The sequence below is a fragment of the Actinomadura rifamycini DSM 43936 genome, from assembly GCF_000425065.1.
GTDB lineage: Bacteria > Actinomycetota > Actinomycetes > Streptosporangiales > Streptosporangiaceae > Spirillospora > Spirillospora rifamycini.
In genome coordinates, this window is the sequence record NZ_AULB01000016.1 from 1 (window position 1) to 20,385 (window position 20,385).

General features: G+C 73.0%; 17 protein-coding genes, 1 tRNA gene and 1 pseudogene. 12 read left to right on the top strand and 7 right to left on the bottom strand.

Going from position 1 to position 20,385, the window contains the following annotated elements; genetic code table 11:
* Positions 1 to 376 precede the first annotated feature (376 nt).
* Positions 377 to 450, bottom strand: a tRNA-Gly gene (locus H505_RS0116130).
* Positions 451 to 528: 78 nt separating this feature from the next.
* Here H505_RS0116130 and dcd point away from each other — a divergent pair.
* From dcd to H505_RS0116150, 4 genes and pseudogenes are all read left to right on the top strand, one after another.
* Entirely contained in the window at positions 529 to 1,104 is a 576-nt protein-coding gene (gene dcd / locus H505_RS0116135) for a dCTP deaminase (protein WP_026402829.1), read from the top strand.
* A gap of 232 nt (positions 1,105 to 1,336) precedes the next feature.
* Complete coding sequence (locus H505_RS42190; protein WP_267898533.1) at positions 1,337 to 2,554, top strand: quaternary amine ABC transporter ATP-binding protein; 1,218 nt, start codon at positions 1,337 to 1,339, stop codon at positions 2,552 to 2,554.
* A 143-nt stretch (positions 2,555 to 2,697) separates the two neighbouring features.
* Positions 2,698 to 3,426, top strand: a pseudogene (locus H505_RS0116145) (ABC transporter permease); the annotation flags it as partial.
* A 71-nt stretch (positions 3,427 to 3,497) separates the two neighbouring features.
* On the top strand, positions 3,498 to 4,346 hold the full coding sequence (locus H505_RS0116150; RefSeq protein WP_233617514.1) for a glycine betaine ABC transporter substrate-binding protein: 849 nt from the start codon (positions 3,498 to 3,500) through the stop codon (positions 4,344 to 4,346).
* A 99-nt stretch (positions 4,347 to 4,445) separates the two neighbouring features.
* Here H505_RS0116150 and H505_RS0116155 read toward each other — a convergent pair whose 3' ends face one another.
* Positions 4,446 to 5,204 (bottom strand): ZIP family metal transporter, encoded by a 759-nt coding sequence (locus H505_RS0116155; protein WP_026402832.1) that lies wholly within the window; start codon positions 5,202 to 5,204, stop codon positions 4,446 to 4,448.
* A 129-nt stretch (positions 5,205 to 5,333) separates the two neighbouring features.
* On the bottom strand, positions 5,334 to 7,481 hold the full coding sequence (locus H505_RS0116160) for a (Fe-S)-binding protein (RefSeq protein WP_026402833.1): 2,148 nt from the start codon (positions 7,479 to 7,481) through the stop codon (positions 5,334 to 5,336).
* Positions 7,482 to 7,867: 386 nt separating this feature from the next.
* On the opposite strand from H505_RS0116160, the gene H505_RS0116165 reads away from it, so the two are divergent.
* The gene (locus H505_RS0116165; RefSeq protein WP_026402834.1) at positions 7,868 to 8,494 is read left to right on the top strand and encodes a TIGR03086 family metal-binding protein; all 627 of its coding nucleotides are present in this window, start codon (positions 7,868 to 7,870) and stop codon (positions 8,492 to 8,494) included.
* Positions 8,495 to 8,537: 43 nt separating this feature from the next.
* On the opposite strand, the gene H505_RS0116170 is transcribed toward H505_RS0116165, so the two are convergent.
* Positions 8,538 to 9,746, bottom strand: a complete 1,209-nt coding sequence (locus H505_RS0116170; protein ID WP_026402835.1) for an acetyl-CoA C-acetyltransferase — start codon at positions 9,744 to 9,746, stop codon at positions 8,538 to 8,540.
* A 179-nt stretch (positions 9,747 to 9,925) separates the two neighbouring features.
* On the opposite strand from H505_RS0116170, the gene H505_RS0116175 reads away from it, so the two are divergent.
* The 4 genes from H505_RS0116175 (at position 9,926) to H505_RS49860 (ending at position 14,252) form a co-directional block, all read left to right on the top strand.
* Positions 9,926 to 10,147 (top strand): hypothetical protein, encoded by a 222-nt coding sequence (locus tag H505_RS0116175; protein WP_157433017.1) that lies wholly within the window; start codon positions 9,926 to 9,928, stop codon positions 10,145 to 10,147.
* Positions 10,148 to 10,229: 82 nt separating this feature from the next.
* Positions 10,230 to 11,861, top strand: a complete 1,632-nt coding sequence (locus H505_RS0116180; RefSeq protein WP_084550318.1) for a 3-hydroxyacyl-CoA dehydrogenase — start codon at positions 10,230 to 10,232, stop codon at positions 11,859 to 11,861.
* Positions 11,862 to 12,029: 168 nt separating this feature from the next.
* Positions 12,030 to 13,058, top strand: coding sequence for an AraC family transcriptional regulator (locus H505_RS42195; protein ID WP_051300758.1), 1,029 nt, complete (start codon positions 12,030 to 12,032; stop codon positions 13,056 to 13,058).
* 132 nt (positions 13,059 to 13,190) lie between these two features.
* Entirely contained in the window at positions 13,191 to 14,252 is a 1,062-nt protein-coding gene (locus H505_RS49860) for a trypsin-like serine peptidase (protein ID WP_026402838.1), read from the top strand.
* A 123-nt stretch (positions 14,253 to 14,375) separates the two neighbouring features.
* On the opposite strand, the gene H505_RS0116195 is transcribed toward H505_RS49860, so the two are convergent.
* The 3 genes from H505_RS0116195 to H505_RS0116210 form a co-directional block, all read right to left on the bottom strand.
* Complete coding sequence (locus H505_RS0116195; RefSeq protein WP_026402839.1) at positions 14,376 to 15,563, bottom strand: CU044_5270 family protein; 1,188 nt, start codon at positions 15,561 to 15,563, stop codon at positions 14,376 to 14,378.
* Between the two features lie 2 nt (positions 15,564 to 15,565).
* A complete protein-coding gene (locus H505_RS0116200; RefSeq protein WP_026402840.1) occupies positions 15,566 to 16,129 on the bottom strand; it encodes an RNA polymerase sigma factor in 564 nt (187 codons plus the stop codon).
* Between the two features lie 193 nt (positions 16,130 to 16,322).
* A complete protein-coding gene (locus tag H505_RS0116210) occupies positions 16,323 to 17,330 on the bottom strand; it encodes a LacI family DNA-binding transcriptional regulator (protein WP_026402841.1) in 1,008 nt (335 codons plus the stop codon).
* A gap of 180 nt (positions 17,331 to 17,510) precedes the next feature.
* Here H505_RS0116210 and H505_RS0116215 point away from each other — a divergent pair, with 180 nt between their 5' ends.
* From H505_RS0116215 to H505_RS0116225, 3 genes are read left to right on the top strand one after another with little or no spacing between them, the layout of a single operon-like run.
* Positions 17,511 to 18,509, top strand: coding sequence for a zinc-dependent alcohol dehydrogenase (locus tag H505_RS0116215; RefSeq protein WP_026402842.1), 999 nt, complete (start codon positions 17,511 to 17,513; stop codon positions 18,507 to 18,509).
* Entirely contained in the window at positions 18,506 to 19,087 is a 582-nt protein-coding gene (locus H505_RS42200; RefSeq protein WP_064743649.1) for a TRAP transporter small permease, read from the top strand. Before H505_RS0116215 ends, H505_RS42200 begins: the two co-directional genes overlap by 4 nt.
* Positions 19,084 to 20,358, top strand: a complete 1,275-nt coding sequence (locus H505_RS0116225; protein ID WP_026402843.1) for a TRAP transporter large permease — start codon at positions 19,084 to 19,086, stop codon at positions 20,356 to 20,358. The genes H505_RS42200 and H505_RS0116225 overlap by 4 nt, the downstream gene beginning before the upstream one ends.
* Positions 20,359 to 20,385: the final 27 nt, after the last annotated feature.

Below are 20,385 nucleotides of genomic sequence, written 5' to 3' on the forward strand. Positions count from 1 at the left end.
TTGCGTCCTCATCGACCCTGCGAACGTTCGCAACGTGACGCCGAACCGCCGCTGGTGGGTCGTCATCTCGTGCTCTCGTCGCCCATACGAGAGATCACAACGCATCAGTGGGGACGGCTGCACGCACCGTTTGTGCCTTAGCGGCCCTGTGAGGTGCCGCATTTATAGCGGTCCAGCTGCGCTTGAGACCTCATTGAGAAGGCTTGGGGGGGCCTGCGCCACTGTTCATCGCCGGGTCGCTGCACATGCCGCGAGGTGGTGTGGCGTGGGCCACAGTCTCGCATGGTCGCACGGAGACTGATTGACATCTGGTTGACGTGCGATCTTGAAGGCGTGATCGCTACGCGTGCTGCAGGGCTCTGACCTGCGGAGACTGTGGAGCGGGTGACGGGAATCGAACCCGCGCTGTCAGCTTGGGAAGCTGAAGTTCTACCATTGAACTACACCCGCGTGGGACGGGGTTGCCGTCCATGCTTGCGCCATCGTACCGGATCGGCGGGGGGTGTGTGGACCGGGTAGCTTTTTCGCGTGCTGCTCTCCGATCGCGATATCAGGTCCGAGCTCGAGTCCGGGCGGGTCAAGATCGACCCGTACGAGCCGAGCATGGTTCAGCCGTCCAGTGTGGACGTGCGGCTGGACCGGTACTTCCGGGTGTTCGAGAACCACAAGTACCCGCACATCGACCCGGCGATGGAGCAACCGGACCTGACGCGGCCGGTGGAGGTGGAGTCGGACGAGGCGTTCGTGCTGCACCCCGGGGAGTTCGTGCTCGCGTCGACGTTCGAGGTGTTCGGGCTGCCGGACGATCTGGCGGCGCGGCTCGAGGGGAAGAGCTCGCTCGGACGGCTCGGGCTGCTGACGCACTCGACGGCGGGGTGGATCGACCCGGGGTTCAGCGGTCACGTGACGTTGGAGCTGTCGAACGTGGCGACGCTGCCGATCAAGCTGTGGCCCGGGATGAAGATCGGGCAGATGTGTCTGTTCCGGACGAGTTCGCCGGCCGAGTATCCGTACGGGTCGCGGGAGTACGGGTCGCGCTACCAGGACCAGCGGGGGCCGACGCCGTCGCGGTCGTACCTGAACTTCCACCGCACAAAGGTGTGAACGTGTCTGTTTTGTGACCCTAACGTGACTGAACTCACCAAAAGATGAAACATGTTCCCTCAGCAGGTAGTTTCGGGCGACGCAGAGTGTTGGCGTTCGCTTGACAGTCTCTTTACGTGAGTCTCGTCGAGTCCGGGCGCCTGGACGTGTAGGCGACCCGTTTCCGCGCCGGTTGGACGTGGGAACCCGGAAGGAGATCGTGTCCATACTCCGCGCGGAAGGCGTCACAAAGTTGTTCGGCCGCAAGGCGGCCGAGGCTCAACGGAGGATCAAGAACGGCGCGGGCCTTGAGGAGGTCCGCAAGCTCGGCGTCACGCCCGCTGTGGTCGACGCGACGTTCGAGGTGGAGCAGGGCGAGATCTTCGTGGTCATGGGGCTGTCGGGCTCCGGGAAGTCCACGTTGATCCGGATGCTGAACGGGCTGCTGCCGGCGACGGCGGGCAGCATCGAGATCGACGGCGAGGACATCGCCAAACTGTCGCCGAAGGCCCTGCGGGCCGCGCGGCAGAACAAGGTCAGCATGGTGTTCCAGCACTTCGCGCTCTTCCCTCACCGAACGGTTCTGGCGAACGCCGCGTACGGGCTCGAGGTTCGTGGTGTCGCGAAGGAAGAACGTGAGAAGACCGCCCGCGAGTTCCTGAAGTTGGTCGGCCTGGAGGGCTGGGAGAGCAAGCTTCCGGGGCAGTTGTCGGGCGGGATGAAGCAGCGCGTCGGGCTCGCCCGGGCTTTGGCGTCGGGCACCGACATCATTCTGATGGACGAGGCGTTCAGCGCCCTCGACCCGCTGATCCGGCGGGAGGTCCAGGATCTGCTGCTGGACCTGCAGTCGCGGTTCGGCAAGACGATCGTGTTCATCACGCACGACCTGAACGAGGCCATGCGGATCGGCGACCGCATCGCGGTGATGCGCGAGGGGCGGATCGTCCAGATCGGCACCGCCGAGGAGATCCTGACCGATCCGGCGAACGACTACGTCGCCCAGTTCGTCGCGGACGTGGACCGTACCAGGGTGCTGACCGCGTCGTCGGTCATGGAGAAGCCGCTGGTCACGGTGCTCGCGACGACGGGTCCGCGGACGGCGCTGCGGACGATGCGCGAGCACCAGACGTCCGCCGCGTTCGTGGTGACGAAGGACCGCAAGCTGCGGGGCCGGGTGCGGGCGGCGAAGGTGGCCGACGCGGTGCAGGACGGCGTCGACAAGCTCGACGGCCTGATCGACGCGGAGGATCCGGAGCCGGTGTCGCCGGACACCCCGGTGGCGGAGCTGTTCGCGCGGTGCGCGGAGAGCGACCTGCCGGTGCCGGTGGCCGATGAGGACGGGACGCTGCTGGGCGTGATCCCGCGGGTGACGCTGCTGGCGGCGCTCGGCGCGATCAACACGCAGGTGGACGACGCGGTGGTGCAGGACGTCGTGGCGCCCGAGCCCGCGCTGAGCAAGGAGCAGGCGTGAGTACGGGCATGGCGGTGGAGCTGCCGCGTCTCGAGGTCGGCGAGTGGTTCTCGACGGTCGTCGACTGGTGCAACGACAATCTGGGCTGGCTGTTCGACGGCATCGTGACGGTCGGCGAGGCGACCGTGGAGGGCCTCGCGGACGGGCTGCTGGCGCTGCCGCCGCTGGTGCTGATCGCGATCCTGGCGCTCATCGGGCTGTTCGTGGCGGGCTGGAAGGTCGGCCTGTTCGCGCTGCTCGGGTTCATGCTGATCGACAGCATCGAGCTGTGGGAGCCGGCGATGGACACGCTGGCGCTGGTGCTGGTGTCGGCGGTGGTGGCGGTGGTCATCTCGATCCCGCTCGGCATCGCGGCGGCGCGCAACGACATGGTGAGCCGGGCGTTGCGGCCGGTGCTGGACCTGATGCAGACGATGCCGGCGTTCGTCTACCTGATCCCGGCGATCTTCTTCTTCAGCATCGGGCCGGTGCCGGGCATGGTCGCGACGGTGATCTTCGCGATGCCGCCGGGCGTCCGGCTGACCGAGCTGGGCATCCGCGGCGTCGACCCGGAGATGGTCGAGGCCGGCGAGGCGTTCGGGACGCCGTCGGGCCGGATCCTCACCCGGATCCAGATCCCGCTCGCGATGCCGTCGATCATGGCGGGCGTCAACCAGTTGATCATGCTGTCGCTGTCCATGGTCGTGATCGCGGGCATGGTCGGCGCGGGCGGCCTCGGCGAGGTGGTGCTGGGCGGGATCCAGCGCGTGGACGTCGCCGCCGGGTTCGAGGGCGGCATCGCCGTCGTCGTGCTCGCCATTTTCCTGGACCGGCTGACCGGTGCCCTGGGCGACCGCTCGAGCGTCTCGCGCGCCGCGGCGGTCGGGATCTAGACCGGTCAGGTACGCAACACAAGGAAAGGACGGGCATGCGCCTGAAATTCAAGGGTCTTGCGGTCGGGGCGATGGCTCTGACGCTCGCTTTCGGCACCGCCGCGTGCGGGTCGGGGGACTCCGGCGGCGGGGACGACAAGAAGATCACGATCGGCATGGTCTCGGGCTGGGCCGAGGGCGAGGCCGCCACGCACCTGTGGGACAAGCTGCTCACGGACAAGGGCTACGAGGTCGAGGTCAAGACGCTCGACACCGGGCCGCTGTACACGGGCATGGCGCAGGGCGACGTGGACCTGTTCCTCGACGCCTGGCTGCCGGGCACGCACGAGGACTACTGGGAGCAGTACGGCGACAAGCTGGAGAAGGTCGGGTCGTGGTACGACTCGGCGCCGCTGACGATCGCCGTGCCGGAGTACTCGCCGCTGAAGTCCCTGGAGGACCTGAAGGGCAAGCACGGGGAGTACGACGGGACGATCGTCGGCATCGAGCAGAGCTCGGGCCTGTTCCGGGTGTCCTCGAAGGAGATGCTCCCGGCGTACGGGCTGGACGACGAGTGGAAGGTGAAGACGTCGTCGACGCCGGCGATGCTCACCGAGCTCCAGAAGGCGATCGACGCCAAGGAGAACATCGTCGTCACGCTGTGGCGGCCGCACTGGGCGTACGCGAAGTTCCCGATCCGCGACCTGGAGGACCCGAAGGGCGCCATGGGCAAGCCCGACGGCATCTTCACCGTCGCGCGTGAGGGCTTCGGCGAGGACCAGGCGGAGGTCGCCGGCTGGCTGAAGAAGTTCAAGATGGACGACCAGCAGCTGGGGTCGCTCGAAGACCTCCTGGAGAACAAGTACAAGGGCAAGCCCGAGCAGGCCGTGGACGAGTGGCTGAAGGCGAACCCGAACTTCGCGACGTCCATGACGGGCTGATCGCGCGCCGCTGAACGTCCCTCCCGACCTGGGACGTTACGAGGGGTGTCAGAGGGCCGTCCGGTGCGAACCGGACGGCCCTCTGCCGTTGCCGGGCGTTCAGTGGGCGATCCCGGCGACGAGCAGGACGGCGAGGAGGCCGAGGCCGGTCGCGCAGAGGGTGAGGACGCGGGGGTGGCGGCTGTGGGCCTCGGGGAGGATCTCGGCGGCGGCGAGGTAGAGCAGGACCCCGGCGAACAGCCCGAGGTAGGGGCCGAGGACGGCGTCGGGGACGGTGCCGAGGGTGGTGAGCGCGGCGCCGGCGATGGGGGCGAGGGCGTCGGCGAGCAGGAGCGCGAGGGCGGGGCGGCGGTCGGTGCGGCGCAGCGACGCGGCGGTGAAGGTGTTGAAGCCGTCGGCGAAGTCGTGGGTGATGACGGCGAGGGTGACGGCGACGCCGACGTCCCGGCCGGACTGGAAGCCGAGCCCGATGCTGATGCCGTCGACGAGGCTGTGCAGGACGAGCGCGAGGGCGGCGAGCAGGCCCGCCCGGGAGCCGGGGCCGTGCCCGGGGCCGTGCCCGTGGGCGTGGACGTGCGGGGCGTACTCGTCCTCGTGGGCGCGGTGGATCGCGACGGCCTGCTCGACGACGTGCAGCAGCAGGAATCCGGCGGCGAACCCGATCATGGGGGCGGGGACGCCGAGGGGGTGGGCGTCCGCGAGGTCGAGGGACTCGGGGATGAGGTCGAACGCGACGACGCCGAGCATGAGGCCGCCGGCGAGGCCGAGGACGAGGTGCCGGTGGTCGCGGACGCGCATGGCCGCGAGCCCGCCCGCGAGCGTCATGGCGAACGCGAGCACGGAGACGAGGACGGCCATGAGCCGGTCTCTACCCGCGTGGATCTTCCTACCTGTTCATGGCGCGCCCCAGAACGCTTGACCTTCCGGTCCATGCGAACGGCCCCGCCCCCGGACGAACCGGGGACGGGGCCGCGTGCGGCTTGCGGGTCACTCGGCCGCGACGGGCTCCTTCTCGGGGGCGCTGCCCTCGCCCTTGATGGAGCGGATCAGGAGCTGGGAGACGTCCACGACTTCCAGGGACTCCTTGGCCGCGCCCTCGTTCTTCTTCTCGTTGATGGCGTCGCCGAGCATGACGAGGCAGAACGGGCACGCGGTGGAGACGGTGTCGGGGTTGGTCTCCAGCGCCTCGTCGACGCGCTCGGTGTTGATGCGCTTGCCGATGCGCTCTTCCATCCACATCCGGGCGCCGCCGGCGCCGCAGCAGAAGCCGCGGTCCTTGTGCCGGTGCATCTCCTGGGTCTTGACGCCGGGGACGGTCGCCATGATGTCGCGCGGCTGCTTGTAGACCTTGTTGTGGCGGCCCAGGAAGCAGGGGTCGTGGTAGGTGATGTTCTCCTCGATCGGGGCGACCGGGGTGAGCTTGCCCTCCTCGACCAGGTGCGCGAGCAGCTGGGTGTGGTGGACGACCTCGTAGTTCCCGCCGATCTGCGGGTACTCGTTGGCCAGGGTGTTGAAGCAGTGCGGGCAGGTCGCGACGATCTTCTTGACGCCCGCGTCGTTCAGGGTCTCGACGTTCTGCTGGCCGAGCATCTGGAACACGAACTCCATGCCCAGGCGGCGGGCCGGGTCACCGGTGCAGGCTTCCATCGGGCCGAGCACGGCGAACTTGACGCCCGCGATGTGCAGCAGCTCGGCGACGGCCTTGGTGGTCTTCTTGGCCCGGTCCTCCAGGGCGCCGGCGCAGCCGACCCAGAACAGGTACTCGGTGTCCTCGGAGACCTTGTCGTCGACGACCTCGACCTCGAAGTCGAGCTCCTCGATCCACTCGAGGCGCTTCATCTCGGACATGCCCCACGGGTTGCCCTTGTTCTCGAGGTTCTTCAGCATGACGCCGGCCTCGGACGGGAACGAGGACTCGATCATCACCTGGAAGCGGCGCATGTCCAGGATGTGGTCGATGTGCTCGATGTCGACCGGGCACTGCTCGACGCACGCGCCGCAGTTGGTGCAGGACCACAGGACGTCCGGGTGGATGACGCCGTCGTCGGCGACGAGCTCCTTGTCCACCTGCATGGCGAGCTTCTGCTCGTCGGTGAACTTCTCGCGCTCCTCCTCGGAGGCGAGCATGTAGGGGGCCTTGGCCAGGGCGTGGTCGCGCAGCTCCAGGATGACCATCTTGGGCGACAGCGGCTTGCCGGTGTTCCAGGCGGGGCACTGCGACTGGCAGCGACCGCACTCGGTGCAGGTCGCCATGTCGAGGAAGCCCTTCCAGGTGAAGTCCTCGATCTTGCCGCGGCCGAAGACGTCCTCGTCGGGGTCGGCCTCCTCGAAGTCGAGCGGCTTGCCGCCCGACATCATCGGCTGCGCGGCGCCCAGGCCGTCCGGGCGGCGCTTGAACATGACGTTCAGCGGCGCCAGGAAGATGTGCAGGTGCTTGGAGTTGACGACGAACACCAGGAAGATGAACGCGACGCCGATGTGCGCCAGCAGGCCGACGGCTTCCAGCACGTGCAGGGTGTCGTCCGACATGCCGTCGAACAGGTTCCCGGTCAGGTGGGAGAAGTACGCGGCGCCGCTGTAGCCGAAGTTGCCGCGCGCGACCTCGACGCCCCGGAAGAAGAACATCGTCCAGATCACGTTGAAGATCATGAACAGCGTGATCCAGGCGCCGGACAGGTGCGAGCCCTTGAACCGGGACTGGCGGCCGATGCGCTTGGGCGAGTTCTTGACGCGGATGGCGGTGAAGACGGCCAGGCCCGCGAAGCACGCGAGGGCGATGGTGTCCTGGACGAACCCGATGGGGCCCCACGTCTGCAGGAACGGGATGTGCGCCTCGAGCCCGAACAGGAGCTGCACGGCCGCTTCGAGGTAGACGGTGGCGAGCAGGAAGAACGCCCACATGACCGCGAAGTGCGCGGCGCCGGCGATCGTCCACTTCAGCAGCTTGCGCTGCCCCAGGACCTCGACGGCCTGGCCCTCGACTGCCTTCTTGGGCTCGCGCTTGACCTGAAGCGTCCGCTCCGGGTCGGGCTGCCCGACCTTGGCGGTCTTGTACAGGAACAGCACCCGCCGCCCCGCGAGCGCCAGCGTGACCGCCAGTCCGGCGAGCCCGATGATCAACGTGATCCAGTACACTGTTCCGTCCTCCTGGGTACGGGCGATGGCAGTCAGCGTAGGGCTCGTGACAGACTGCACCTCATCCGGGTCCCGAATACTACTCGGTAGTAGCTTATGCGTCACACACGCTGGTCGGCACCGTCGCAGACCAGGACGGAGCGTACCCGGCGGCCCCCCGCCCGGTACACGGCGCCCACGGTCGAAGCGGTACCCGCTGTCCCCGCCACAACCGCCCTGTGCGCGCGCACAGCCCACCGCCGTTCCCGCCCTGCCCGCGGCGCGGCCCTCGCGCACGCGCGATCCTCCGCTCCGACTATCGATGAGTTCCGCGCCGTCCGGCGGTCCGCATCCTGAAGACCGGGACACGACCGGCCGGTCTCCCCGCCGTCCACGGAGGATGCACGATGACGCCGACCGCCGACCACGGCCCCGCGGCCCGCCGCCTGGCCGGGCTGCTCGCCGCGATCCCCGACTCCGCGCTGGCCATGCCGACGCCCTGCCCGGACATGGACCTCGCCGCGCTGCTCGACCACGTCCACGGCCTGTCGATCGCGTTCGCGATGGCCGCCGCCAAGGACCGTCCCGAGGGCGGCTCCCCGCCGCCGTCCGCCGCCGCCGCGAACCTGGCGCCCGACTGGCGGGTGCGGATCCCCGCGGCGCTGGACGCGCTCGCCGCGGCCTGGCGCGTCCCCGGGGCCCGCGAGGGGACGACGGAGGCCGGGGGCATCGAGATGCCGGGCGACGTCGCCGCGAGCGTCGCGCTGAACGAGATCGTCGTGCACGGCTGGGACGTCGCGCGCGCCACCGGCCAGCCCTACGACGCCGGGACGGACGAGGTGGAGGCGTGCCTCGCGTTCGTCGGGCCGTCCGTCGAGGAGAGCGGCGGCGCGGGGATCGAGGGGCTGTTCGGCCCGGCGGTCGCGGTGCCGGCGGACGCCGGGCCGCTCGACCGGCTGATCGCGCTGACCGGAAGGGACCCGGCCTGGACGCCGCCCCACGGCTCCCCCGTGCGGCGGACCCCGGCGCCCTGAACGCGGGCACCGGGGTCCGGGGCGGTCCGGGAGGGACCCGGGGTCAGACCCGTTCGAACACGGCGGCGAGGCCCTGGCCGCCGCCGATGCACATCGTCTCCAGGCCGTAGCGGGCCTCGCGGCGGTCCATCTCGCGGGCGAGGGTGGCCAGGATGCGGGCGCCGGTCGCGCCGACGGGGTGGCCGAGGGAGATCCCGGACCCGTTGACGTTGACGCGGTCCCAGTCGCCGTCCTTGAGCCCCCACTCGCGGGCGACGGCGAGGACCTGCGCGGCGAACGCCTCGTTCAGCTCGATGAGGTCGATGTCGGCGAGGGTCAGCCCGGCGGCGGCCAGCGCCTTCGCGGTGGCCGGAACCGGCCCGATGCCCATCGTGCGGGGCGGCACGCCCGCGCGCCCCCAGGACACCAGCCGGACGAGCGGGCGCAGCCCGAGCTCGGCGGCGCGCTCGGGCGTCGTGACGACGCACGCGGCCGCCGCGTCGTTCTGCCCGCTGGCGTTCCCGGCCGTGACGGTGGCCTCCGGGTCGTCCTTGCCGAGGACCGGACGCAGCTTCGCGAGGCTCTCCGCGGACGTGTCGGGGCGCGGGTGCTCGTCGGTGTCGACGACCGTGTCGCCCTTCCGCCCCCGGATCGTGACGGGGACGATCTCGTCGGCGAACCGTCCGTCCCGCTGGGCGGCGACGGCCCGCGCGTGCGACCGCACGGCCAGCTCGTCCTGCTCCTCCCGGCCGATGCCGTACTCGCGCCGCAGGTTCTCGGCGGTCTCCAGCATGCCGCCGGGCACGGGGTGGCGGACGCCGCCCGCGGTGACCCGCCCCTGGGCGAGCGCGTCGTGCAGGTCGATGGACGGGCCGCGCACGCCCCAGCGCGCCTTGGTCGTGTAGAAGGGCGCGTTGCTCATGCTCTCGGTGCCGCCCGCGATGACGACGTCGCTGACGCCCGTCTGGACCTGCATGGCGGCGTCCAGGACGGCCTGGAGCCCGGAGCCGCAGCGGCGGTCGAGCTGGGTGCCGCCGACCTCGACGGGCAGCCCGGCGTCGAGCGCGGCGACGCGGCCGATGGCGGGCGCGTCGGCGTTGGGGTTGCACTGCCCGAGGATCACCTCGTCGACCGCGTCGCCGGGCAGGCCGGTGCGCGCCACGAGCGCCCGGATGACGGTGGCGGCCAGTTCGGCCGGGGAGACCGGCTTCAGCACCCCGCCGAACCGGCCGATGGGGGTCCGCAGCGGCTCGCAGATGACCGCTTCGCGCATGGGCACGCTCCTCAACTCGACAAGTGGCGGCGCACTCTGCAGGTTATGGGGTCATTCCGCCCGGACGGCCGCGGGGCTTCCGCCCAGTGGAGGTCCGGGCGCGTGAGACCGGCCGCGCCCGGGGTAGCACCCCCGTGGCGCGTCCGACCGGACGTGTCCGACCGGATGTGGGGGGCTCGATGGCCGGGTTGCCGATGAAACTGCTCAAGGCGCTGCTCGCCGTGGTGACGGCGCTGGCGCCCGCGTCGCTGCCGGCGGTCGCGGTGGCCGGGGTCCTGGGCGCCACCGCCGCCGTGACGGCGGGCTGCGGCGGGGGCGGCGGCGAGGACGGCGACAACGAGCAGGAGCAGGACGACAGGAACGACGACGAGCAGCAGGACGACGACGACGGCGGCTACTGACCCGCCGGACGCACCGGGACGGATCCGGCACCGGGCGCACCCGTAGCATCGTCCTGCGGACGGACGGGTGCGAGGAGACGGCATGGTGCACGGCGGCGCGGGACGGGACGGCGCGGAGCCGGACGGCGCGGGACGGGACGGCGCGGCGGAGCGGTGGGCGCGGGACGTGCGGACGCTCCGGGTGATCGGCGCCGGGGCGATGGGGCGCGGCATCGCGCAGCTCGCCGCGGCGGGCGGCGTGACCGTCGAACTCGCGGACGTCCGGCCGGAGGCGGTCCGGGACGCCGTCGAGCACGTCTCCGGGATGTTCGACCGGCTCGTCGCGAAGGGCCGGATGACCGCGGCGGACGCGGCGGCCGCGAAGGAGCGGCTGCGGCCGGTGGGCGAGCCGCTGACGCCGCTCGGCGAGTGCGACCTCGTCGTGGAGGCCGTCCGCGAGGACATGGACACCAAGCGCGAGCTGTTCGCCGCGCTGGAGAAGGCGTGCCCGCCGAAGACCGTGCTGGCCACCAACACCAGCTCGCTGCCGGTGACGGCGATCGGGGCGGCCCTCGCGGACCCGTCGCGGCTCGCGGGCCTGCACTTCTTCAACCCGGTGCCGCTGATGCGGCTGGTCGAGGTCATCCCCGGCGCGCGGACGGCCGGGTGGATCCCGGACGCGCTCGCGGCGCTCGTCCGGCGGCTGGGCCACGAGCCGGTGCGGGCGCCGGACGCGCCCGGCTTCCTCGTGAACCACGCGGGCCGCGGACTGGTGACCGAGGCGCTGCAGATCCTGGCGGAGGGCGCCGCCGAGCCGGTCGACGTCGACCGGATCGCCCGGGACGTCCTGGGCCTCAAGATGGGGCCGTGCGAGCTGCTCGACCTGACCGGCATGGACGTCTCGCACCCGGTGATGGAGTCGGTGTGGACGGGCTTCTACACCGAGCCGCGGCTGCGCCCGTCGCGGGTGGGCCGGGCCCGGCTGGAGGCGGGGCTGCTCGGCCGCAAGACCGGTGAGGGCTTCTACGCGTACCCGGACGGCGGCGCGAAGCGGGAGCCCGCGGAGATCACGCCGCCCGCGGACGCGGAGCGGCGCCCCGTGTGGATCCACGAGGACGCGGCGGGCGGCGGCGAGCCGGGCGCCCGGGAGACGCTGGGCGCGCTGCTGGCGGCGGCGGACGTCGAGGTGGAGTCCGGGGACGGGCCGTCGGACCGGGCGGTCGTGCTGGTGACGCCGTACGGCGAGCCGGGCGGCGCGGTCGCGGTCCGGGAGGGCCTGCCGCCGGAGCGGACGCTGAGCGTCGACCCGCTCGGCGGGTTCTTCACGCGGCTCACGCTCGGCGTGCACCCCGCCGTCGACCGGGCCGCGGGACGGTCGGCCGTCGCGGCGCTCGCGGCGACGGGACGCCCGGTGAGCGTCGTCCGGGACGGCCCGGCGCCGGTCGCGCAGCGGCTGCTGGCGTCGGTCGTGAACGTCGCGTGCGGGATCGCCGAGCAGGGCCTCGCCCGCCCCGCGGACATCGACACGGCCGTCCGGCTCGGCCTCGGCTACCCGCGCGGGCCGCTGGAGTGGGGCGACCACGTGGGCGCCGAGACCGTCCTCGACATCCTGGAGGGGCTGTCGCTCGGCACGGGCGACCCGCGCTACCGGCCGTCCACGTGGCTGACGGAGCGGGCGGGCCTCGGCCTCCCCCTGACCGAAACCGGCACCCGCCCCGCCGACCTGCTCTCCTGACGGGCCGCCGCCCGGGGCGGACGGCCGGCGGCGAGAGTTCGCCCGCCGTTCGGCCGCGGGCCGCCGCGCGTTCGGCGTCCGGTACCCGCTGGCTCCCGAGTCTCTGAGTCGCGATGATCTTCCCGTGCCGGCCCGCCCGGCGCGGGAGGCGGCGACACGGAGGTTCGGTTGTTCGAGACGGTGTTCCGGACGGCGGACGCGGCCCGCGCGGACCGGATCGGCCGCGGGCGGGAGCCGGCGGGCCGGTCCCCGGTCCCGGGGGAGCCGGGCGGCGGCCGCGACCGGCCCGGCACGGGCGGGCGCGCGCTGCGCCTCGGCACGGGCCCGGACGCGGTGACGGTCCACGCGACCGCGACGAGCCCGGCGGGCGCCCGCCGGACGCCGCGCCGCGTCCGGCGGCCCGACCCCGGGGCGCTGTACCTGTCGCTGGTGCTGCGCGGGCACGTCGAGGTCGCCTGCGGCGGCCGGGTGTTCCGGTACGGGCCCGCGCAGTGGTCGGCGCACGACGCGTCCCGCCCCGCCACGGTCCGCGCGGCCGGCGGTCCGGGCCCGTTCGAAGCGGTCGGCGTGGTCGTCCCGAAGCGGCTGCTGTCGGTCCCCGCGGACCGGCTCGGCCGGGCGATCGGGCCGCCGCTGCCGGGGCGCGACGGCGTCGGCGGGCTGCTGGCGGGGACGCTGGCGGCCATCCTCGCGGACCCCGGCGCCTACCGCGCGTCCGACGGCCCGCGCCTCGCGACCGTCCTGGCCGACCTGGCCTCGGCGCTGCTCGACCACGCGGTCGACGCGGACGAGGAGGAGCACGGGGAGGACGGGGAGGACGACGGGGAGGGCGGGGGCGCGTCGCCCGAGGTGCGCCGGCGGACGCTGCTGCTGCGGGCGCACGCGTTCATCGACCGGCATCTGCAGGACCCGGAGCTGACCCCGGCCGCCGTCGCCGCCGCGCACCACATCTCCGTCAGCTACCTGCACCGGCTGTTCAGCGCGGAGGGCCGCACGGTCGCCGCCTGGATCCGGCTGCGGCGGCTCGAGGGCGCCCGGCTGGCGCTGGCCGATCCCGCGCTGCGCGCCGTCCCGGTCCACCGCATCGCCGCCATGTGGGGGTTCACACACCATTCGGCGTTCTCCCGGGCGTTCCGCGACGCGTTCGGGCTGCCGCCCAGCGACTACCGGCACCGCGCCCTCGGTTCGCAGGCGTAGCCGCTCCTGCACCCGCCGTCGTCCCCCGGACACCCGTGGACGCCCCGTGGACGCCCCGTGGACGCATCGTCAAGGAACCGTCGACGGACGGGCAAGGACTTCTCCCCCGATCGTGCCGAAGATCAACATGTGATGACACGACGTTTCACCGTTCTCGGAACGGCCCTGCTCGCGCTGGCGGCCGCGGCCCCCGCCGCGGCCGCCGACACGCGCCCGGAGGCGCCCGCCGCGAGCCCCTGGGACCCCGCGACCGGCACGGCGGCGGGCGCGGGCGCGGCGCGGTCGGCCGCGCAGGTCGAGGAGTACTGGACGCCCGAGCGGATGGCCGCCGCGGAGCCGACGCCGGCCCCCGCGGTGTCCCCCGCCGAGGCCGCCGCGTCCGCGCAGGCCGCCGCCGCGGAGCCGCCGGCGGCCGAGCCGGAGGTCGGCGAGGGCCGCATGCCCGCGGCGTCCGGCGCCGGCGGTCCGGCCTTCGACACCAAGGCGCTGACCTACTTCTCCACCTCGAAGGTCTGGGCGGACCACGGGCGGATGCCCGCCCAGACGGTCGGGAAGCTCTACTACACGCGCAACGGCTCCGGCTACTACTGCTCGGCCGCCACGATCAACTCGTCCAACCGCAACACGATCTGGACGGCCGGGCACTGCGTCACCGACGGCAGCAAGAACTGGTACTCGAACTTCGCGTTCGTCCCGGACTTCCATGACGGCAAGCGCCCGTTCGGCACGTGGACGGGCCGGTCGTGGGCCGCGCCGAACGGCTACTTCGACGGCAAGAACCACCGGTACGACATGGCCGCGATCGCGCTGAACCTCAACAACGGCCGCCGGGTCGGCGACGTGGTCGGCTACCAGGGCTACCGGTTCGGCGAGACCTACAACGAGACGACGTTCCACGACACGCGCGCGTTCGGCTACCCGCAGAACACGCACCCGGCCCGCTCGGGGATCAGCTCCAACAAGCTGCGGTTCTGCGTCGGCTACGCCGCGACGGACGCCCTCTACAAGCGGATCGGCTGCGACATGGGCGGCGGGTCCAGCGGCGGGCCGTGGATCACCGAGATGCCGCTCTCGCGCGGCTGGGGCTACATCATCGGGCACAACGCCTGGCACTACGGGAACGACCCGTGGGAGTACGGCCCGACGCTCGGGACGGCGGCCATCAACGTCCGCGACGCCGTCCACACCGACTGACGGCGACACCGTCCGCACCGACTGACGGCGGCGGCGCACGCACCGGCGGGCCGCGGCCGGTGCGTGCGCCGGACGGACGGGCCGGTCCCGGCCCCCCCGGTTCCGGGGCCGGCCCGTCCGGCCTCAGGAGGCGTTCCGCGGCGGGGTCGGCTCGGTGTCGCTCCAGCCCGTGTCGCGGATGGCGGTGTAGTTGATGATGAAGCCGGGCTTGCGGTCCTTGTAGGGGCCGCCCGGCTCGGTCAGCACTTCCTGCATGGCCAGCGCGTTCCCGGTCGCCTTGTCGAAGACGATTTCCTGGCGGCTGCTGTAGGTCCCCTGCTGCTCGGGCGGCGTGCCGAACTCACCGGTGACCTCGTAGGAGCGGCTCCCGGACGTCAGCGCGACGCCCTTGCGGCCCAGCGGGTCGGTGGTCTCGCCGACGGCCCGCACCCCGGGCTGGGCCATCAGCGCCTTCATCAGCGCGGCCCGCACCTTCGGGGGGACCGGCAGGTCGCTGAGCCGCCACCCGACCGCCCGGATCTTCGAGGCGGCGACGAACTCCTCGGTCTTCATGTGCGCGGGGAGCTTGCCCCCGCTCGCGTCGATCCGCCCCGCCTCCGGGGTCGTCCCGTCGAACACCTCCGCGGCGAGCTTCTCCGGGTCGGTCGGCAGGTTCCGCAGCTTCTCGAGGGTGTACTTGCCGAGCCACTCCTGCTGCGTGTTGGTGCCGTCGAGCTTCCACGGCGCCTTCTCCGCCATGTCGAAGGTGAGCCACTTGTCGCTCGACCACACCTTGATCTTCGACGGGCTGCCGGCCTTCTTCCACGCCGCCCCGTCCTGCGGGCTCCACATGCGGGGCCCGGGGAACTGCTCGTAGAACGTCACGTCGTCGCCCGGTTCGAGCCCGGCCGCGACGAAGGTCGCGGAGCGCGCGCCGTCGATGGCGTACGCGCCGGTCTCGGCCGGCACGACGTACGACTGCCCGGACACGTGGTCGGTGAAGAAGTACTTGCCCGTCTCCTGCTTCGCCGCGTTCTCCGCCGCCACCAGGACGGCCTGCCGGCCGAGGTCGATTTCGCCCTGCGGGGCGCCCGCTTCCGGGCTCTCGGCGGGCGCCGTCCCCGTCCCGACGGCGGAGACCGCGACGGCCGCGGCGGCGCCGGCCGCGACGATGCCCAGGCCGGCCTTGAGGGGCCAGCCGAACCGGGTCCGCGCGCGGCGGCCCGCCGACGGGTCCGCGATCTCGCGGCGGAGGCGGCGCCGCCCCTCGTCCTCGGTCCGCTGGTTGGGGGGCTCGTTCAGCATCTCGGCGATCGCCTTCATCTCGTCCATGGTCAGTCTCCTTGCGTCGGGGCGAGGGCCGCCCGAAGCTTCTTGCGCGCCCGGCTCAACCGGGACCCGACCGTGCCGAACGGGATGCCGAGCACGGCCGCGACCTCCTGGTGGGACAGGTCCGCGAGCGCGACGAGCAGCACGACGTCGCGCTCCTTGCGGGACAGTCCGGCCAGGGCGCGGGCGAGGCCCGGCCGCATCCGCGCGGCCGACACGGCGGTCGCGACGCGGTCCTCGTGGCCGCCCGCGTCCGGTTCGGCGCCGAGCCGGGCCAGCGCCCGGTACCGGCGGGTCTCGGCCCGCCGGTGCTGCGCGACGAGGTTCGTCGCGATGCCGAACAGCCAGGGCCGGACGTCGCCCTTCGCGGGGTCGAACGCGGCCCGGCGGCGGAACGCGGCGAGGAACGTCTCGGCGACGACGTCCTCGGCGGCCTGCGCGCCGAGGCGTCCGGCGACGTACCGGTGGATCACCGGGAAGTGCCGGTCGTAGACGTCGGTGAACCGGTCGGGGTGGTCGAGGGACGCGGTGACGAGCGCGGCGTCGTCGATCTCGGGCGCGGCGGTCACGGGACCGTCCGCGGGGTCCGCGGGCGGGGATCGTCGGGCATGTCACACCTCCGGGGGGATGGTCGTCACCCGTACTCCGCCGGTCCCGCGCCCCGCTTTCGCTTTCCGCCGGACGGGCGGAGGACGAGCGCGGCGAACAGCGCGCCGACCAGCGCGCCCGCCAGCATCGCACCCGCCGCCGGCGGACCCCGGGTCAGTGCGGGGCGGGGCCGGTGGAGCGGCGGATGGCGAGGTGGGAGGCCAGGACGACCTGGTCGCGGGCGGGGCGGACCCCGTCGCGGTCGCGCACGGCCAGCAGCATGTCGACGGCGGTGCGGCCGGACTCCTCGAACTGGCCGGCGAGGGTGGTCAGCGGCGGCGAGCAGAAGTCCGCGCCGAAGATGTCGTCGTAGCCGACGACGCTGAGGTCCGCGGGCACGGCGACGCCGCGCTCGGCGCACCGGCGCAGCACGCCGATGGCGAGCAGGTCGTTGTGCGCGACGGCCGCGGTCGCGCCCGTCCCGAGCGCGGCGTCGGCCGCGGCGGCGCCGCCCGCGACGGTGGGCGCGAACGGGCCGATCCGCCGGGCGGCGATGCCGTGCCGCGCGGCCGCCGCCGCGAGCGCCTCCCAGCGCCGCGCGCCCAGCCAGGAGCGGGGCGGCCCGGCGAGGAAGGCGATCGAGCGGTGCCCCAGCGACGCGAGATGCTCGACGATCTGGCGGGTGCCCTCGGCGTGCTCGACGATGACGCTCGGCACGCCCGCGACCTGCCGGCTGACCAGCGTGAGGCGGTGCCCGGCCGCGAGCTTCGCGATCTCCTCGTCCGACATCCGGCTCGCCGCGATCACGAAGCCGTCGACGGACGGGCCGAGCCGCTCGATGTTGCGCGCCTCGACCTCGGGCGACTCCTCGGTGTCGCCCACGATGAGGGTGCAGCCCGCGGCGCGCGCCTGGTGCTCGGCGCCCCGGATCACCCCGAAGAAGTGGGGGTTGGTGATATCGGAGACGAACAGGGCGAGAGTGTCGGTCCGGCCGGAGGGCAGCGCCCGGGCCAGCGTGTTCGTGCGGTAGCCGAGCCGGGCGGCCACGTCGGCGACCCGGGCCGCGGTAGCGGCGTTGACGCGTCCCGGATTGGACATCGCCCGCGACACCGTGGACGGCGACACCCCGGCCTCCCGCGCCACGTCGTAGATCGTCGGCCGCGCCGGCCTGCCCTCCGCCATCGTCGCCCTCCGCTCGACCGCCGCCGTGCGGCCCCCGCCGCCCGCACCAGTCTCGCCGTGATGGAAAGTTTTGGCAACCGCTTGCCATAGCGCTGACCACGAATTTACTGTCAAACCGCACATCTCCCCCTGTGGCGGAGGTCACACGGCCGTGCCGCCCGGCAGCGAAGAACGGATGACATGCGGGCGATCGTCCTGACGGAACCCCGGCGCGCCGAGGTCGTCGGCTCCCGGCCGGATCCGGAACCCGGTCCGCACGACGTGGTCGTCGAGATGACCGCGGTCGGCCTGTGCGGATCGGACCTCGCCGTCCACGACGGCACCCGCCCCACCCCCGGCCGGCCCTGGGTGCTGGGCCACGAGGGCGGCGGTCGGATCGTCGCCGTCGGCGCGGCCGTCGCCGACCGGCGGGCCGGGCAGCAGGTGGTGATCGAACCCAACTACTGCTGCTTCGCCTGCCCGCCGTGCCTGCGCGGCATGACCTCCGGCTGCGAGCGCAGGCGCAGCCCCGGCATCACGGTGCCGGGCGTCCTCGCCGAGCGGGTCGCCGTCCCCGCGCGGTTCGCCTGGCCGCTGCCGTCCCCGGTCGGCCCGGAGATCCTGGCGTGCGTCGAGCCGTACGCGGTGGCCCGGTCCGCGGTCCGCCGCGCCGGCGTCGCGCCCGGCACCCCGTGCCTGGTCGTCGGCGCCGGATCGCAGGGGCTCTTCACCTGCCTGACGCTGCTGGAGGCCGGTGCGCGGGTGTCCGTCACCGACTCCCGGGCCGACCGGGTCGCGTTCGCCGAGCGGATCGGGGCCCGCCCCGTCGCGCCCGGCGGCGGACGCGCCTTCCCGTTCGTGTTCGACACCGCCGGGGTCCCCGCCTCCTGGGAGACGTCGGCCCGCCGGGTCGCGACCGGCGGGACCGTCATGGTGATCGGGATGAGCGACGAGCCGTTCGGGCTGTCGACGATGGAGCTCACCCGGCGGCAGCTCCAGGTGCGGGGCTCGCTCATCTACGACCACCCGGACGACTTCGCCGCGACCGTCGCGGCGGTCGCCGGCGCGGCCCCCCGCCTCGCGGGCGTGCTGCGGCCCGGCGTGCCGCCGGAGCAGGCGGAGCGCGCCTTCGCCGAGGCCCGCACGGCCCCCGGCAAGTCCTGGATCGACCTGTCCGGCTGGGGAGAGGACCGCCCATGACCGACACCCCCGCGCCGCCCGACCGGCCTCCCGGACGGCGTCCCGGCCGCGTCCTGCGGGCGCTGTCGTTCGCCGAGGTCGCCACCGCCGGTCTCCTGCTCGCGCTCATCGGCGGGCTGATGCTCCTCCAGGCCGTGCAGCGCTACCTGCCCGGCGGCGGCTGGGTCTGGACGGGCGAACTCGCGCGGTTCGCGTTCGTCTGGCTCACCTTCGCGATGGCGGGCCACCTGATGGCCCGGGACGGCCACGTCGCCCTCAAGGTGATCGACATCGTGGCCGGGCCCCGGCTGCTGCGCGCCGTCGGCGCCGTCGCCAACGCCACCGTCGCGATCGTGTGCCTCAACCTGCTCTACGAGGCGTGGGTGCTGGTCACGTCCGGCGACGCGCAGACCTCGCCCGCGCTCGGCATGCCGATGCGCCTCTTCTACGTCATCCCGCTCATCGGGCTGGCCCTCACCGCCGTCCGCGCGGTCGTCGCCGTCTTCCGGCCGGAGCCCGAGGCGGACGGGACGTCCGGGCACGGCGCCGGGGACGCGCAGGCCGGTCCCGACCCCCGAGAGGAGGGGCGGCCGACATGAGCATGACGCTGCTCGCCGCCGCCATCGCCGCGCTCCTGCTGCTGCGCGTCCCCGTGGCGTTCGCGCTGCTCGGCCCCTGCCTGACGTACGTGTCCCTGGAGGGCTACTCCGCGGGCCTCAGCGTCCGGCAGACGACCGAGGCGCTCAACAGCTTCCCGCTGCTGGCCGTCCCGCTGTTCATCCTCGTCGGCGTCGTGGCGAACCGCGCGGGGCTCGGCGACCGGCTGTTCGAGTTCGCGCTCGCCGCGGCCGGACGGGTCCGGGGCAGCCTCGGCTACGTCAACATCGGGGTGAGCCTGGGCTTCTCCTGGATGAGCGGCTCGGCGCTCGCCGACGCCGCCGGCCTCGGCAAGGTCGAGATCCCGCACATGGTCCGCAAGGGCTACCCGCCGCGGTTCGCCGTCGGCCTCAGCGCCTCCTCCGCCCTGCTCGGGCCGGTCATGCCGCCGAGCATCCCGGCGGTGGTGTACGCGGGCATCGCCGGCGTCTCGACCGGAGCGCTGTTCGCGGCCTCGATCGGTCCCGCGCTCCTCATGGCGGCGGGCATGGCGATCATGGTGTACGTCGTGCTGCGCAAGCGGGACGACCTGCGCGGCGAGGCGTTCTCGTGGCGGCGGCTGCGCGCCGCGGGGCGGCGCGTCCTCGGCCCGCTGGGCGCCCCGGTGATCATCCTCGGCGGCATCCTCGGCGGTGTCTTCACCCCCACCGAGGCGGCCGCCGCGGCGGCGGCCTACGTGCTCGTGCTCGGCGCCGCCTACCGCCGCATCGGCCGGCGCGACCTGTTCGGCATCGCCCGGGAGACCGCGGAGATCACGGCGTCCATCACCCTGATCGTCGGCGCGTCCGGGCTGCTCGGCTGGATCCTCGCCCGGGAGCGGGTGCCCCAGGCGGTCGCGGACGCCATGCTGGGCCTCACCGACAACGCCCTCGTGTTCCTGCTGCTGGTCAACCTCCTGATGATCGTGCTCGGCGCCGTCCTGGAGGGCATCTCGGTCCTGGTGATCACGGTGCCGATCCTGCTGCCGATCGCCGCCGAGTTCGGCGTCGACCCCATGCACTTCGGCGTGGTCGTCATCATGAACCTGATGATCGGACTGCTCACGCCGCCGATCGGCGCGGTGCTCTACGTGATGAGCCCGGTCTCGGGGGTGCCGGTCCACGAGGTGTTCCGCGGCACCCTGCCGTTCCTGATCCCGCTGCTGGCCGTCCTGATGCTGGTGACGTTCGTCCCCGGGACCGTCACCTTCCTGCCCGACCTGTTCGGTTTGTAGCGGCCGCTCCCCGCCCCGCCCCGACGC

Coding starts and splice junctions, on each gene's coding strand:
- H505_RS0116150 (WP_233617514.1), top strand. CDS start 3,498: ATGGCTCTGACGCTCGCTTTCGGCACCGCCGCGTGCGGGTCGGGGGAC.
- H505_RS0116155 (WP_026402832.1), bottom strand. CDS start 5,204: ATGGCCGTCCTCGTCTCCGTGCTCGCGTTCGCCATGACGCTCGCGGGC.
- H505_RS0116165 (WP_026402834.1), top strand. CDS start 7,868: ATGACGCCGACCGCCGACCACGGCCCCGCGGCCCGCCGCCTGGCCGGG.
- H505_RS0116170 (WP_026402835.1), bottom strand. CDS start 9,746: ATGCGCGAAGCGGTCATCTGCGAGCCGCTGCGGACCCCCATCGGCCGG.
- H505_RS0116175 (WP_157433017.1), top strand. CDS start 9,926: ATGGCCGGGTTGCCGATGAAACTGCTCAAGGCGCTGCTCGCCGTGGTG.
- H505_RS0116180 (WP_084550318.1), top strand. CDS start 10,230: ATGGTGCACGGCGGCGCGGGACGGGACGGCGCGGAGCCGGACGGCGCG.
- H505_RS49860 (WP_026402838.1), top strand. CDS start 13,191: ATGACACGACGTTTCACCGTTCTCGGAACGGCCCTGCTCGCGCTGGCG.
- H505_RS0116195 (WP_026402839.1), bottom strand. CDS start 15,563: ATGGACGAGATGAAGGCGATCGCCGAGATGCTGAACGAGCCCCCCAAC.
- H505_RS0116210 (WP_026402841.1), bottom strand. CDS start 17,330: ATGGCGGAGGGCAGGCCGGCGCGGCCGACGATCTACGACGTGGCGCGG.
- H505_RS0116215 (WP_026402842.1), top strand. CDS start 17,511: ATGCGGGCGATCGTCCTGACGGAACCCCGGCGCGCCGAGGTCGTCGGC.
- H505_RS42200 (WP_064743649.1), top strand. CDS start 18,506: ATGACCGACACCCCCGCGCCGCCCGACCGGCCTCCCGGACGGCGTCCC.
- H505_RS0116225 (WP_026402843.1), top strand. CDS start 19,084: ATGAGCATGACGCTGCTCGCCGCCGCCATCGCCGCGCTCCTGCTGCTG.